The organism is Amycolatopsis sp. FDAARGOS 1241, from assembly GCF_016889705.1.
Classification (GTDB): domain Bacteria; phylum Actinomycetota; class Actinomycetes; order Mycobacteriales; family Pseudonocardiaceae; genus Amycolatopsis.
Genome location: NZ_CP069526.1, coordinates 739,218 through 754,200 on the forward strand (window position 1 = coordinate 739,218; position 14,983 = coordinate 754,200).

At 70.5% G+C, this 14,983-nt stretch carries 13 protein-coding genes; 4 read left to right on the plus strand and 9 right to left on the minus strand.

Annotated elements, in window-relative coordinates:
- Window positions 1-53 precede the first annotated feature (53 nt).
- Genes I6J71_RS03615 through I6J71_RS03625 form a run of 3 tightly spaced genes read right to left on the minus strand, consistent with a single transcriptional unit; the run spans window position 54 to window position 3,543 of the window.
- Window positions 54-2,345, minus strand: coding sequence for an FtsX-like permease family protein (locus I6J71_RS03615; protein ID WP_204093422.1), 2,292 nt, complete (start codon window positions 2,343-2,345; stop codon window positions 54-56).
- Complete coding sequence (locus I6J71_RS03620; protein WP_204093423.1) at window positions 2,342-3,022, minus strand: ABC transporter ATP-binding protein; 681 nt, start codon at window positions 3,020-3,022, stop codon at window positions 2,342-2,344. The genes I6J71_RS03615 and I6J71_RS03620 overlap by 4 nt, the downstream gene beginning before the upstream one ends.
- The gene (locus tag I6J71_RS03625) at window positions 3,019-3,543 is read right to left on the minus strand and encodes a PadR family transcriptional regulator (RefSeq protein WP_204093424.1); all 525 of its coding nucleotides are present in this window, start codon (window positions 3,541-3,543) and stop codon (window positions 3,019-3,021) included. The genes I6J71_RS03620 and I6J71_RS03625 overlap by 4 nt, the downstream gene beginning before the upstream one ends.
- A gap of 301 nt (window positions 3,544-3,844) precedes the next feature.
- On the opposite strand from I6J71_RS03625, the gene I6J71_RS03630 reads away from it, so the two are divergent.
- Entirely contained in the window at window positions 3,845-5,038 is a 1,194-nt protein-coding gene (locus I6J71_RS03630; RefSeq protein ID WP_204093425.1) for a thioester domain-containing protein, read from the plus strand.
- A gap of 84 nt (window positions 5,039-5,122) precedes the next feature.
- Here I6J71_RS03630 and I6J71_RS03635 read toward each other — a convergent pair whose 3' ends face one another.
- The 6 genes from I6J71_RS03635 to I6J71_RS03655 form a co-directional block, all read right to left on the minus strand.
- Window positions 5,123-5,350, minus strand: coding sequence for a hypothetical protein (locus I6J71_RS03635; protein WP_204093426.1), 228 nt, complete (start codon window positions 5,348-5,350; stop codon window positions 5,123-5,125).
- Window positions 5,351-5,359: 9 nt separating this feature from the next.
- A complete protein-coding gene (locus I6J71_RS03640) occupies window positions 5,360-5,983 on the minus strand; it encodes an alpha/beta fold hydrolase (RefSeq protein ID WP_204093427.1) in 624 nt (207 codons plus the stop codon).
- Between the two features lie 360 nt (window positions 5,984-6,343).
- Window positions 6,344-6,472, minus strand: a complete 129-nt coding sequence (locus I6J71_RS49650) for a hypothetical protein (RefSeq protein ID WP_255570752.1) — start codon at window positions 6,470-6,472, stop codon at window positions 6,344-6,346.
- Between the two features lie 117 nt (window positions 6,473-6,589).
- Complete coding sequence (gene car / locus I6J71_RS03645; protein WP_204093428.1) at window positions 6,590-9,850, minus strand: carboxylic acid reductase; 3,261 nt, start codon at window positions 9,848-9,850, stop codon at window positions 6,590-6,592.
- 299 nt (window positions 9,851-10,149) lie between these two features.
- Window positions 10,150-11,664, minus strand: coding sequence for an LCP family protein (locus I6J71_RS03650; RefSeq protein WP_204093429.1), 1,515 nt, complete (start codon window positions 11,662-11,664; stop codon window positions 10,150-10,152).
- Between the two features lie 279 nt (window positions 11,665-11,943).
- Window positions 11,944-12,309 (minus strand): BlaI/MecI/CopY family transcriptional regulator, encoded by a 366-nt coding sequence (locus I6J71_RS03655; RefSeq protein ID WP_204093430.1) that lies wholly within the window; start codon window positions 12,307-12,309, stop codon window positions 11,944-11,946.
- Between the two features lie 127 nt (window positions 12,310-12,436).
- On the opposite strand from I6J71_RS03655, the gene I6J71_RS03660 reads away from it, so the two are divergent.
- The 3 genes from I6J71_RS03660 to I6J71_RS03670 all read left to right on the plus strand — a co-directional run bounded on the left by I6J71_RS03660 (window position 12,437) and on the right by I6J71_RS03670 (window position 14,937).
- Entirely contained in the window at window positions 12,437-13,024 is a 588-nt protein-coding gene (locus I6J71_RS03660; protein WP_239154404.1) for a phosphatase PAP2 family protein, read from the plus strand.
- A gap of 69 nt (window positions 13,025-13,093) precedes the next feature.
- Window positions 13,094-14,143 (plus strand): Dyp-type peroxidase, encoded by a 1,050-nt coding sequence (locus I6J71_RS03665; protein ID WP_239154405.1) that lies wholly within the window; start codon window positions 13,094-13,096, stop codon window positions 14,141-14,143.
- Window positions 14,140-14,937, plus strand: a complete 798-nt coding sequence (locus I6J71_RS03670; protein ID WP_204093431.1) for a family 1 encapsulin nanocompartment shell protein — start codon at window positions 14,140-14,142, stop codon at window positions 14,935-14,937. Before I6J71_RS03665 ends, I6J71_RS03670 begins: the two co-directional genes overlap by 4 nt.
- Window positions 14,938-14,983: the final 46 nt, after the last annotated feature.

Here is a 14,983-nt window from a genome sequence, read left to right on the forward strand (position 1 = left end):
GCGACGAAGGTGGGTCGCGGGCCTTTCGGGCCGGTGAACTCAGGGGTGGGGACTCACTCCGCCCGCAGTGACTCCACCCGTGTCACCTGCCGCAGCAGCGGGATCGTGCACGCCGTCACCACGAGCACCGCCGCGACGGCCGCGCCGGCCATGCCCGCGATCAGGCCGCCGTCGAGCTTCACGGGGATGTCCGCGGCCCGCAGGATCGGCAGCGTCAGCCCGGTGCCGGCGACAACCGCCAGGGCCACCCCGATCACCACGGGCAGCGCGGTCTGCGCGAACGAACTGCGCGCGAGCACCCCCAGCGGCACCCCCGAAGCGGACAACGCCGCCAAGGCCCGCCGCCGTTCGGTGATCTGCTCCACCGCCAGCATCAGCAGGCTCAGCGCCGCCACGGCGAGCACGAACAGGGACGCCGTCAGCAGGATCGCCCGGATCGTCGCCACCGCCCCGACCGGTGCGGCCGACACTTCGTCGGTCCTCGTCTCGACGCGCCACGTCAGTCCCTTGACCGCGGCGGAAACCCGGTCGGCCAGCGCCGCCGGACTGCCCTGGCCCGTGACGTACACCGTGGGCAGCATGGTCGGCACCTTGATCCCGGCCACCGCGCCGTCGGTGACGAGGAACGTGCCCGCCAGCCACCGCGCGGCCGCGCTCGCGGGCAAGTGCGTCACCTGCGCCGGCACTGTCCACCCCGGACCGGATCCCTCGGACGTCCCGGCGGAGAAGTGCACCGAGCCCGTCGGGAGCGCCCGCCCTGGATCGTCCACGGCGTACACTGCACCGTCCACACAGGAAGGTAGGTGTGCCCGTAACGCCAGTGCGGCGCACGATCCGATCTCCGCGACCGCCCACTGGTCACCGCGGCCCGACGTCCCGACGACACTTGACTGCAGCACGACCCCGGCGTGCTCGACCCCCGGCACGGCGGACACGCGTCGCTGCACCTCGGCGACGGTGGCCGCGTCCGTCGCCACGCTGACCTGTGCCGCACCCGCCCACACCGGTGTCGAGTCCAGTTCGGACTTGCTCGCCGCGAGCGTCGAGTTCAACAGCACCTGCAGCAGGATGCTGCCGGCCACCACGACGACCAGCCCGGACACGACCCGGCTCGGGGTGCCGCTGTCGAGCTGCAGCCGCCGCACCGCGAGCTGCCACGCCGGCGGCCCGCCGCGCAGCTTGCCCGCGATGAGCTCGACGAGCCACGGCAGCAGCGTCGTCACGCCGATCAGCAGCAACGCGGACCCCACGGTCAACGCGACCATCAAGCCACCGTTGGTGTTGCCCGGGTCGGTCGCGTACGCTGCGCCGGTCAGCAGCACGCCGAGGCCGGTGAGCACCCACCGCCACCACATCCGCCGCCGGACGGGTTTGCCCTGGCGCACCACGCCGAGCGGTTCCACGATCGTCCGCCGCAGGCCGAACAGCGCCGCGCCGATGGCGAGCGCCGGCACGAGCAGCACCACGAGCACCGCGAGCGGCCACGAGGGCACGAAGTCCTCACCGAACACGCGGTAGCCGAACAGGTCCAGCGACCCGAGCATGGGACGGATCAGCACGAACAGCACGACGCCCAGCATCACGCCGATCGTCGCGCCCAGCAACGATTCCCCGGCCGCGACCCGGCGGATCTGCCGCGCGTCGACACCGAGCAGCCGCAGCGCCGCGAGCCGCTGGTCGCGTTGCGCCGCGCCCATGCGCGAAGCCGTGGTCACGAAGATCAGCAACGGCAGCAGCAGCGCGACCACGAGCGGGAGCAGCACGACGAGCACCGACGCCGTCACGGCGAACCGCGGCGGCTCCCCGGCGCCGAAGCCGTAGATCGTCTTGGCCTGGTCACTCGCCCGCACGTCGTCGAGCGTCGTGCCGTACCAGGCCGTGAGCTCTCCGGCGTCGACGAGGCCGGGTTTCGCGATCGTCGCGCTGGGCGTGGCGGGCAGGCGGCTGCGGAACGCCGCGCCGTCCGGGCCGGCCAGGGCACGCCCGACATCCGGCGACGCCACGAGCTCACCCGGCTTCGGCAGCGCCGTCAGCCCGGGCGGCACCGGTGCGTGGGGCCCGCCGGGCGCGATCGACGTGATCCGCACGAACTGGGTGCCCGCCTCAGCGCTCCACGTGACGGCGTACAGCGGGTCGACGCCGGGCACCGGCCGTGTGCTCGGAGTGGTCGCCGCCGCGCGGTCTTCGCGCGCGCTCACCACGGAGTTCACCGACGCGGCGGGCAGCAGCACCGCCACGACGAGCCCGATGCCCACGGCCGTCATCGCGAGCCGCAGCAACGCCTGTCCCGACATCCGGCCGCCCCCGACGGCCAGCCGGAGTCCGAGCAGCAGGTCGGCGATCACGACGCGTACTCCTGGTCGGACACACGCCCGTCGCGCACGACGATCTCCTGATCCGAATACGCCGCGACGCGCGCTTCGTGCGTCACGAGCACCACCGCCGCGTCGGTCTCCCGCGCGGCTTCGGTGAGCATGCGCATGACCTTTTCGCCGTTGAGCGAGTCGAGCGCGCCGGTCGGTTCGTCGGCGAACACGACCTTGGGCCGCGTCACGAGCGCGCGGGCGACGGCGACGCGCTGGCCCTGGCCGCCCGAGACGTCGCCCGGGCGCTTGGCCGCGACGTCGGCCACCTCCAGCCGCTCGAGCCACTCGCGCGCGGTGGCTTCGGCCTTGCGCCGCGCGAGTTTCGCCAGCCGCAACGGCAGCGCGACGTTCTCCAGGCACGTCAGCTCCGGCACGAGCTGCCCGAACTGGAACACGAACCCGAACTCCGTGCGCCGCAACGCACTGCGCTCGCGGTCGGTCATCGCGACGAGGTCGCGGCCGCCGTAGGTGATGGCGCCGGCGTCGGGCCGGACGATGCCCGCGAGGCAGTGCAGCAGCGTCGATTTGCCGGATCCCGACGGGCCCATGATCGCGAGCACCTCGCCGGGTGCGACGGACACGCCGGCCCCGCGCAGCGCCTGCGTGGGACCGAAGGACTTCTCCAGGTCGTTCGCGACGAGCAGCGGTTCCGTCACGAGCGCACCTCCGAAGCCAGGTCGTCGAGGCGCGCGGACGTGAGCTCGAGCCAGCGGAGGTCGGCTTCGAGGTGGAACAGCGCGTGGTCGCAGATCAGCTGCGTCGCGAGGTCGCCGTCGCGCTTGCGGCGGGTCAGCCCGCGCATCTCCTTCAGGTGCGCCGCGCGCTGCGAGTCGAGCACGGCGGTGGCGCTGCGGCCGGACAGCAGTGCGAGCACGACCTTGGTGTAGAGCGTGTTCTGCAGGTATGGCTCCGGCGCCTCCGGCGTCGCGAGCCACCGCTCGACGTCCGTGACGCCGGCTTCGGTGATCGTGTAGCGCTTGCGCTCCGGTCCGTCGCCCGCCTCGATGCCCGCGACCTCGACGAGCCCGTTCTTCAGCAGGCGCGAGAGCGTCGCGTACACCTGCCCGTACGCGAGTGGCTTGTCCTGCCCGAATTGCTCGTCGTACGCGCGTTTGAGGTCGTACCCGTGCCGCGGCCCGGGCTCGAGCAACGCGAGCAGGGTGGTCCCCACCGACATGCCTGTCCCCTTTGGATCCCCTGGGCGATCACGTGGTCCGTGATCACTACACGCCGTGAATATACATCGAGTGTATATGCTCGTGCCGACGGCTTGCCCGGCCACCGTGTGCCGGTGGCCGAACGCTCGAGCGGAGGACATCCTGCGTGGTGGGGACCACCGCGGGTGACCTTGTGAGCCCTGTGTATGCTCCCGAATCGCTTGACTGGGTGGATTCTCACCTGATTGGTGGCCGTCGTGATCGGGGTGTGTTGTCTCACGCGGCTCAGACTTTCTGGGACGGGCTTGGATGGGAGAACAGATGCAGGTCAGGTCAGGTCTGGTGCGCGGTGGGATCGCGGCGGCCGCCGCGGGCGCGGCGCTGCTGCTGGCGGCGCAGGGCGCCACGGCGGACACCGGCGCGAAGGCTGAGGACGGTGCGGCCAAGGGGCGGGTCATCAGCGGCGCCGGCACCAACGGCTGGGGGGTCAACCTCGACAAGGGAAACGACAACCAGCACCCTTACGACACGGTCCTGTTCGGGCTCAAACTCACCGACGGCTCGATGCTGAAGATGTACTGCGTCCAGCTCGAGAAGAATGTCGACCTCGGCCAGGACATGGTCGAGACGCCGTGGGACAAATACCCGGACCCGGATCCGAAGGCTCCGTTCCGCCTGAACAACGACAAGATCAACTGGGTCTTGCACCACGGGTTCCCGACTGAGGACCTGAAGAGCCTCGAGTCCGCTCTCGCTGCGAAGGGCGTGACCCTCCACGATGGACTCACACAGGCCGAAGCCATCGCCGGAACTCAGGCGGCACTCTGGCACTTCAGCGACAACGAGGATCTGGACCGAGACAAGCCGGTTCCCTACGGCACCGCGGACAACGGCGCCGACGTCCTCGCGCTCTACGACTACCTGACCGGCAGCGACAACACCGGCATCGGCCAGCAGCCCAAGCCGACCCTGAGCATCACCCCTTCCTCGGCCAAGGGTGAGGCCGGCACGCGCATCGGCCCGTTCACCATCGCCAGCACCGGCGACATCACGGACCTCACGACGCAGCTGCCGGACGGCGTCAAGCTCACCGACGCCGACGGCAAGGCCCTCGCGGAGGGCGACATCAAGGACGGCAGCAAGCTCTACCTCGACGTGCCGAAGGACGCCAAGGCCGGCACCGCCGAGCTGGCGCTCAAGGCCGTCGGCCACCTCGACACGGGCCGCCTGTTCGTCGGCGAGAACTACGCCGAGCACCCCGCGCAGTCCCTGATCGTCGCCGAGTCGCAGAAGACCACGGTCGACACGTCGGCTTCGGCGTCGTGGGCGGAGGCCGGCGTCACACCGCCCACCACCCCCGCCGCGCCCACCAGCCAGGCTCCGGCCGCGGGTGGTTCGCAGCCCCTCGCGAACACCGGCGTGAACGCGGGCCTGCCCATCGGCATCGGCGCCGCGCTCGTCCTCGCGGGTGGCGCGATGCTGGTCCTGGTCCGGCGTCGCCGTAGCAACGCCTGATCTCATCCGAACGCTGAGCGGGGCCGGTCCGATGTGGACCGGCCCCGTTTCGCGTTTTGGTCTGGGTGTCCGGGCGAACCGGACCTATCCGGCGATCACCCCGGTGATCACCCCGTCTCGTGCGACCAGCCGCACCCGGCGGCTCAGCCGGATCGGCGCGCGGTCGTGGCCGGTCTGCGGCTGCACGTCGACGGTGTAGCCCTGGTGCTCCAGCTCGATCACGGCGCGGCGCACCGGCCACCCGATCACGTCGGTTGGCCGGAACTTCGGATCACGCGCCGGGCCGCCATCGCGGACTCCTTTGTGCCCCACGAAGCCAAACTACAGCCGGTCCGCGTCCACGATCGCCTGAGTGAAGTCCGCGGGAGCTTCCTGTGGCACGTTGTGCCCGATCCCGGGGAGGACCCGGCGCTCGTACTTGCCGGTGAACTGCGCGCGGTAGCCCGAGCCGTCGGCAGCGGCGCCATCGAAGTCCGACGCGATGGTGATGGTGGGGATGCCGATCTCGGGGCTCTGCTGGAGCTTGGCTTCGAGCGGGTCGTACTGGGGTTCACCTGGGGCGAGGCTCAGGCGCCGGCGGTAGTTGTGGACCACGATGGCCACGTGGTACGGGTTGGTGAACGACTGGGCCGTGCGCTGGAAGGTCGCGTCGTCGAAGTACCACTTCGGGGAGACGGTCTGCCAGATGAGTTTGGTGAATTCATCGGTCTTCTGCGTGTAGCCGAGCACGCCGCGCTCGGTGGAGAAGTAGTACTGGTACCACCAGCCCAGTTCCGCGGCCGGTGCGAGCGGTTGCAGCTGCGCCTTCAGGTTCGTGATGAGGTACCCGCTCACGAGCACCACCGCCTGGCACCGCTCAGGCCACAGCGCAGCGACCGCGCCGGCCGTGCGCGAACCCCAGTCGAAGCCACCGAGCACGGCCTTTCGGATGCGCAGCGCGTCCATCAGCGCGATGACGTCGGCGGCGACGGCGGGCGTTTCCGCTCCAGCTCCCGTCCGAACAGGACCACGCGCCGGTTCTCCTTTCTGTGCCGGCCTCCCCGGACCAGGCTACCGGAGCGGCTCGCCGCGAACGGTGATCCACAACCGGTACCACTCCTCGTGCGCCGGCTCCGGTTCGCGTGTCACGACGGCGGCGCACGCCCGGATCCGTCCGGGCCGCGTGCTCCTAGGACGGGGCGATCCCCCCGAGGTGGCGAGAGCGACCACGGCACAACGGCTTCCGGCGTGGTGTCGTGCTGCTGAGCGCAAAGCCTTGCCCAGCGCCGAATTCGTCCTCGGCGCCGGACAAAGCGGGCAGGGGACTCAGAGCAGCTTCAGCTGTTCCAGGTCCTTCGCGTACTTGCGGATCAGGGCGGCCGTCACGTGCGGGATGTCCTTGTCCGCGCCCACGCCGGCTTCCTGGACCGCCGAGCGGAACGCCGCGGTCGGCAAACCGGCGCCGTTGACGGGCTCGGCGGGCTGGGCGTAAGCGTGCAGCAGGGGCAGTATCGAGTGCTGCTTCTGCTTCTCCGGCAGGCCGCGGATGGCCGTCTCGAAACGGCTGAACCACTAGGCGTAGTCGTCGATGCGCTTGATCGCGTAGCCGGCCTCGGTGAGCCAGTCGACGTACGTGTCGAGGGAGATGCCGTCCTCGTGGGGATTAAGGAGGTTGTAGGTGCGGTAGCTCTCCTTCGCCTGTGTACCCGCCTGTGTGCCGAGCGTGGTGATCGCCTCGGCGGTGAAGTCGGCGGGCAGGCCGTCGTAGTGGGCCGGCCCGCCACCCCGGTAGAAGGACCCCGGCGCGATGCCCGTGACGATCAGGCTCAGCACCAGCCGCGTGAACATGTCCGGCACGTTGACCTGCCCGGAATACCGGCTGTGCGCCAGGATCAGGTCGGACCGGAACGTCGCGACGGGCAGGCCGAACGCGTCGTGCGCCTCGCGCAGCAGCACCTCGCCGGCCCACTTGCTCGTGGCGTACCCGTTCGCGTAGCTCTCGTCGAGCACGCGCACGGGGCTCGTGACGCGGATGTCCGCCGCCTCGTCGCCCGTCGACGCCTGGTCCGAAACCACGGCCACGGTGGACAGATACGTGATGGGCTTGAGCCGCGTCGTCAGCGCCAGCCGGATCAGCTCCGCGGTGCCGACAACGTTGGGCCCGAACAGCTGGTCGTAGGGCAGCACGTGGTTCACCAGCGCGGCCGGGTGCACGATCACGTCGACGGTGTCGGCCAGCCGCTGCCAAGTGACCTGGCCGAGGCCCAGGTCCGGTTCGCCGATGTCGCCCGCCAGCACTTCCAGGTGTTCGGCCGCCAGCGCGCGGAAGTGGCTCAGCAGTCCGGCGTCACCGCTGTCGAACGCGGCCTCCAGCCGGGCACGGGCCGCCTCGGTGGAGTGGCCGCGGACCAGGCAGACGAGCCGGCCGCCCGTTTCGGCCAGCCGCTCCAGCCACTCCAGGCACAGGAACCGGCCGAGGTAGCCGTTGGCGCCCGTCAGCAGCACCGTGCGGATCTCCGAAGCCGGCGGCGTCCTGCCACCGTCCAAAGTGGTCAGGTCAAGGAACTTGTCCAGCGTCAGTGCATCCACCCGCGCTTCCGTGGCGCCTGCGCCGTGCACCTTCGCGAATGTCGGCCGCTTGGCGCCGGATCCCCTGGCGTCCTCGATGTACTCCGCCAGCTTGCGCAGGTCCGTGGCCGGGCTGATCACCACGCCCACCGGCACCTCGACCGCGAAGATCTCCCGCAGCAGATGGGAAAACGACAGCGCCGAGAGCGAATCCCCGCCCAGCTCGACGAAGTGCGCGTCGGGGCGCAGCTCGCCCGACGACGCGCCGAGCAGCGCCTGCGCGGCCCGCACGACCGTGTCGAACACCGGCCGATCACGCCCGGCCTGGCGAAGCTCGCGCAGCTCGCTCGACTCGCGTTCGGCGAGCTCGCGGTACAGCTGCTCGAGCCGCTCGCCGTAATGCTCCTTCAGCTGTGGCCGCGAGAGCTTCCGGATGCCGGTGAGCAGCCCGTTCTCGGGGCTGAACGGCTCGGCCTCGACGAGGAAGTCGCGCGGGATTTCGTAGGAGTTGAGATCCGCGTCCTTCGCGATGGCTTGCAGCGATTCGCTCAGCTGCGCCTTGAGCGTCTCGGCGTCGCCCGCGAGCGCCTCCGGCGTCGGCACGATCACGGCGAGCAGGCACGAACGTTCGCTGCTGCCGTAGACGTAGATCTGCCGGATCGGCGGTGCCGCCGCGAACGCGGCCTCCAGGCGGGAGACTGCGACGAACTCGCCCTGCGACAGCTTCAGCACGTTCTTGCGCCGGTCCACGTAATGCAGCGTGTCCGGCGCCGTCTCCACCATGATGTCGCCGGTGTGGTAGTAGCCGTCCTCGTCGAACACCGAGGCCGTGGTTTCGGGCCGCTGGTAGTACCCGGGCACCTGGCTGTGCGACTTGATCAGCAGTTCCCCGCGCGGGTGCGGCGAATCGGTGGTGAAGTAGCCGAGCTCGGGGACGTCTTCGAGCTTGTAGTCGATCACGCGCGGACGCGCGATCCGGTGGTCGAACAGCGAGCCGCCGTCCTCGGTCGAGCCGTAGCCGTCGTGCAGGGTGAGCTGCAACGTCGACTCCATGAACGCAGTCAGGTCGGCCGACAGCGGAGCCGAACCGCAGGCGGCCCAGACGACACGGCCGCCGAAGAAGTCTTCGCGCAGCTCGCGCTTGACCTCGGCTTCGAGCTCGGCCGAGTAGCCGGCGCCGATCGCGCGGCGGTCGAGCTCGCTCTGGTAGCGCTGGAACACGGAATCGCAGATCCGCGGCACCATCATCAGCTCGGTCGGCCGGGCCAGCGAAAAGTCCTCGAAGAGGGTGGACAAGTCGCTCTTGGCCGCGAAGTACGCGGTGCCGCCGTCGGCGAGCGTGGTGACGACCGTGACCCGGCCCACGACGTGGCTCATCGGCAGGTAGCACAGCGAGAGGACGGGATAGCGGGGCTTGCCGGCCCAGAACCCCAGCCACAGCCGGGCGGCGAGCCGGTCGGTGTACATCGCACCCTTGGGCGTGCCGGTGCTGCCGGACGTGTAGATGAGCAGCGCCAGGGGATCCGCCCCGCGGCCGGTGGGCTCGGGCGCGGGTGGCGCCGTCTGCCCCCGGTCGGCAACGGTGGCCAGCGGTTCGAGGACGATCGGGCTGTCGGCGGCGGCGAGCCGCAGCCGCGCGGCCCCGAACGCCTCCCGTTCGGCGTCGGCCTCCGGGTGGAAGTCGAACACCACGAGCCGGCGCACGGACTCCGAGCCGAGCGCGAGGTGCACGGCGATCTCGAGGTTGTCGACGTCGGACGCGAGCAGCTTCGGCCCGGTCTCGGCGAGAATCGGCTGCAGCGTCGCTGTCGTCGCGCCGGACTGCAGCGGCACGGACACCACGCCCAGCCGGACGCACGCGAGGTCGATGAGGGTGTAGTCGCTGCTGGTGAAGCCGAGGGTGGCGACGAAGTCGCCGGCGGCCACCGGGCGCGCGGGGTCGTGGGCCCAGTCGGCCGCGATCGCGGCGGCGCGGTCCCACGCCTCGCGGTAGGTGAGCGTGTCGAAGCGCGGCAGCAGCCGGCGCGTGGTGCGGCCGGTCGCGGGGTCGGTCACCGGCTCGCCGGCGCGCTGCGCGAGCGCGGGGCGGTCGGCGTAGGCCGTCATGACCGTGTTCACCAGCTCGAACAGCGACAGACCCGGATGTTGGATCGCTTCGTGGACGGCGTCGTCGGGGATGGCGTCGCGTACCTGGACGTCGGCCGCCGCCAGCCGGGCGGCGGCGCGCAGTTCGGATTCGGTGATCTCGGCGGGCGTTTTCGCCACGGGTCGGCCCTCCCTGGGTCGCGGGTTCGCCTCGTGGGAGGCACCGTTGACTCCTTTTGGGCTAAACGTTCGTGCGCCTTGAATTTACCGACCGTGGCTCCGGGAACAGCGCTGTGTGACTCGTGATCATGAACGCATTGTGCTGCGACGATTACGCCTGGTACGCAAACGGACAGTCATGGACACGAATCACATTGATCCCGGGATTCTCCAACGGGACGATCTGCGCGTCCGGTCCGCCGAATGTCGCTGGTGGACATCGGCGCCCGGCCCGGACAGCCGGGCGAACCGGGCTTCGATCAGTTGACGCAGGTGACGCCGTTCGCCGTGATCGGCGGCGGAGCCTGCGCCGGCGCCGGGGCGACGTACGCGGCCGGGCGGACCTGCGCCGAGCTCGACGCCGAGGAGCCGGCGGCCGCACCGCCGCCGGTCCTGGAGGCACCCGCGGAGTCCTCGAAGTCCTTGCCGAGGAAGACGCGGAAGTGGTCGTTCGTCAGCGAGGTGTCGGGGCTGACCGCGATGTCGCTGCCGAGCGCCTGCGCGATCTGCGTGGCCTGGGTCTTCTGGTCGTGGCTGTAGAAGATGATCGACGTCTTGCGCGTGGTCGCGTTGGCCACCACGCCCTTGGTGTACCCGGCGGCTTCCAGCTTGTCGGCCACGCGCCCGGCGAGCCCGCTGCTGTCCGACGCGTTGCGCACGTCCACGGTGTACTGGCTGAGGTCCGCGTCACCCGGTGCGGCCGGACCCGAGGACGGAGCCGGCTGCGAGGTGCCGAGCTGCTGGCGCACGAACTGCTGCACCTGCGAGGGATCCACCTCGACCGCGTCGCCGTCCGACGGGGTCTTCAGCGAGATGTTCACCACCGGCACGGTGACGAACTTGATGGCGCCCGCGCTCATCCCGTGCAGCTGCTGCGCGAAGCTGACGATGTCCCAGCCGCTGTCGACGACCACGGCCTTCTTGACGGCGCCGATGAGGTCGTTCAGTTTGCCCGGATCCGCGAGCGTGCCCGCCGACAGGATCGTCTTGGCCATGCTCGCCATGAAGACCTGCTGGCGCTTGATGCGGTCGAGGTCGCCGTTGGGCAGGCCGTGGCGCTGGCGCACGAACTGCAGCGCCTTCGCCCCGCCGACGGTCTGCTCGCCCGCCGGGAAGTTGGCGCCCGAGAACGGGTCCTTCACGGCCTTGTTGAGGCACACCGGCACACCGCCGACAGCCTGGGACAGGTAGTAGAACCCGGCGAGGTTCACGGCGGCGTAGTGCGTGATGGTCAGCCCGGTGAACTTCTGCACGGTGTCGATCGCCGTCTTCGCGCCGGCCTGGGCGGAATCGGTTTCGAGCTGCGTGCCGGATTCGCCCTGCGCGACCAGCTTGTTCTTCTCAGCCACGAGCCCGTAGGTGTACGCGGAGTTGATCTTGTGCTTGCCGTAGCCGCCGGAGACCTGCACGTAGGAGTCGCGCGGGATGGAGATCGCGGTCGCCTGCCCACCGCCCGCGGGGATGTGGATCACGATCATCGTGTCGGTCGTGTCGCCGCCGTCGTCGGCGCCACCCGCGTGCAGCTGCGACAGCACGTCGGCGGGCAGCGGGTTGCCCTGCGCGTCGGTGCGGGTGTCGAGGCCGACCATCAGGATGTTCTGCTCGCCGAGGGGCGGCACGTCGCTGCCCGTGATGACGTCGGCCCTGGTCAGACCGTCGGTGAGCGACTGCAGGGTCGAGTACGCGTAGCCGGTGCCGCCCAGCACGAGCAGGGACGCGACCACGAGCACGACCTGTGCTGCGCGCAACGGTCCGGAGGCCTTGGTGCGAGGCATCAGGGCTCCTCTTCTGCAGGGGTCACCGGCGTTCCCGGGGGCGAATTCACCCGGTGCTCGAAACGCCAACGGTAGCGGCCTCGAACTTGCGCTCGGCCGGGGGGCGTTTTCCGCGGCCGGTCTTGAGTGGACAAGACCGGACAAAGGTCTGAACCGCCGCTTCTTCGGCTTTCGCGCTCGGTGTTCGCGTGGATACTCAGCCAGCACTTTTCGTTTGCGTCTCCCGTGTGCGGGGGACGAACGGGCACGATTCGCGAGTCGGAGGCGCCTTGTCCCGGGTCAGTCGCGGGATTCGTGCAGGAGGTCGCGCAGCAGGCGCTCGTCGTCGGCCGGCAAGTTCGACACGAATCGCGCCAACACGCCGGAGCGGTCGGTCTCGGTGTCGAGCACCTTCCGCATGCGCCGAGCCGCCAGGCCGGGTTCGTCGTCCACCGGGCTGTAGGCGAACGACCGGCCCCGCTTCTCCCGCGTCGCGACGCCCTTCTCGAACAGCCGCGACAGGATCGTCACGACGGTCGTGTAGGCGAGAGTGCCGCCGAGTCGCTGCTGCACGTCGGTGGCCGACACCGGTTCGCCCGCGTCCCACAGCACGCCGAGCACCTCGGCCTCGAGTTCGCCCGGTCCCCGCCTCTCTCCGTTGCGCACGCCGGTGAAGTTACACCCGGGAGCTTACTTCTACGTCCGTGTAGTATTTCGACATGAGTGTAGGTTTTTATCCTCGGCGCGCCGCCGGCAGTCCGTTGTGGACGGTCGGCGCCCCCGTGGGGGCGGGATGATGCCCGACGCCGGGATCTACCGCGCGGTCACGGATTTCGCGTGGTCGCAGCACTGGCTGGCCGGGTTCGCCGTCGCCTTCGGCGAGTACGGCGTGTTCCTCGTGGTGCCCGCGATGCTCGCCCTGCTCTGGCGTGCCCGGGGGGACGCCACGGCCCTCGCCCGCGCCGGGTGGGTGCCGCTCGCGGTCGCCGTCGCGCTGGGGTCCGACACGGTGCTGAAGGCGCTGTTCGCCGAAGTGCGCCCGTGCCGCGTCGTCCCGGGTGTCCGCACGCTGCTGCCCTGCGACGCCCCCACGGACTACGCGTTCCCCAGCAACCACACCGTCCTCGTCGCCGCGTTCGCCGGCGCGCTCTTCTTCATCCGGCGCGCCTGGGGCTGGTGGGCCACCGCGTTCGCCCTGCTCATCGGCGTTTCCCGGGTGTACCTGGGTGCGCACTACCCGCACGACGTCCTGGCCGGGCTGGCCGTGGGCTTGGGCGTGGGGCTGTGCGGCGTCGCCGTCCACCGGTACCTGCAGCGGCTCGCCGAGCGGATCCTGCCCGGCCGCGTGAGCGCGGTGAGCGGCTCGGGCCGATCGGGTTAGGATGCCGACGACAGTTGAGCGGGTGGGAGGTCTGGTGGGCGAGGAAGCGTGCTGCGTGGGGGGTGCGTGGTGACATCTGCGGTGTCGGCGGAGCTGCCGCCGGAACCCCAGCAGGTGGTGGGCCCGCTCACGCGCGCCGCGATCTTCCTGGTGGTGCGGATCGACATCGGCGGTGAGGACACCGTGCGCGATCTGCTGGCCGATGTGAGCGGGCTGCAGCGCTCCGTGGGGTTCCGGTCACTCGACGGCGGCCTCACGTGCGTCGCCGGGATCGGTTCGGCGGCGTGGGACCGGCTGTTCGGCTCCCCGCGCCCGGCGCAGCTGCACGAGCTGCCGGTGTTCGCCGGCGACAAGCACCGCAGCGTCACCACGAAGGCCGACCTGCTGTTCCACCTGCGCGCCGAGCGCATGGACCTGTGCTTCGAGCTCGAGTCGCACATCATGGCGCGGCTCGAGGGCGCCGTCACGGTCGTCGACGAGGTGCAGGGCTTCCGCTACTTCGACGCGCGCGACGTGCTCGGCTTCGTCGACGGCACCGAGAACCCGACCGGCCGCGGCGCCGTGGAGGCCGTGCTCGTCGACGACGACGGGGCGTTCGACGGCGGCAGCTACGTGGTCGTGCAGAAGTACCTCCACGACATGACGGCGTGGAACGCGCTGTCCACCGAGCAGCAGGAACTCGTGATCGGGCGGCGCAAACTGTCCGATGTGGAGCTCCCGGACGAGGACAAGCCCGGCGACTCCCACATCGCGCTGACCGTGATCACCGACGAGGACGGCAACGAACTCGAGATCCTCCGCGACAACATGCCGTTCGGGCGCCCCGCCCACGGCGAGTTCGGCACGTACTTCATCGGCTACGCCAAGAACCCCTCGATCATCGAGACGATGCTGGAGAACATGTTCGTCGGGTCGCCGCCCGGCAACACCGACCGCATCCTCGACTTCTCGACCCCGCACACGGGCGCGCTGTTCTACGTGCCCACCGCGGAGTTCCTCGAAGACCAGACGCTCGGGGAACGCACCGAAACGAACGAACCGTCCCAGCCGGAGCCCCCGGCACCCACGCCCGGCCCGTCGCTGGGCATCGGCAGCCTGCGAAGGAGCCCCCGGTCATGAACAACCTGCATCGCGAACTCGCTCCGATCTCCGACGCCGCGTGGTCGGACCTCGAGGACGAGGCCCGGCGCACGTTCGCGCAGTTCGCGTCGGCCCGGCGGGTGGTCGACGTGGTCGTGGCCGACGACCCGGCGCTCGCGGCCGTGGGCACCGGGCACGTCGAGGGTGTCGAGGGCCCGCTGCAGGGCGTCGCGGCCCGCCTGCGCACGGCGCAGCGGATCGTCGACCTCAAGGTGCCCTTCACCGTCACCCGCGACGCGGTGGACTCCGTCGAGTGGGGCGCGAAGGACCCCGACTGGCAGCCGGTCAAGGACGCCGCGCAGGCCATCGCGTACGCCGAAGACCGCATCGTGTTCGACGGGTACTCCAGTGCCGGCATCGCGGGCATCCGCCCCGCCTCGTCGCTGAGCCCGCTCGCGCTGCCCGGCCAGGCCAGCGCCTACCCGAAGGCGATCGGCGACGCTCTGGCGAAGCTGACCGCGGCCGGTGTCGCGGGCCCGTACACCGTGCTGCTGAGCAATGCCGCCTACACCGCCGCCGTCGAAGCGGCCGACCACGGTTACCCCGTGCTCAAGCACCTGACCCAGATCGTCGACGGAGAGATCATCCAGGCGCCCGCGATCGAGGGCGCGTGCGTGCTCACCACCCGCGGCGGCGACTACGAACTGCACTTCGGCCAGGACCTCTCGATCGGCTACACCAGCCACGACACCGACACCGTGCAGCTGTACTTCCAAGAGACACTCACATTCCTGGTCAACACGACCGAGGCCGCGGTCGGCCTCACGGCCTGACCCAGCACGCGAAAAAGCCGCGCCGGGAATTCCGGCGCGGCTTTCT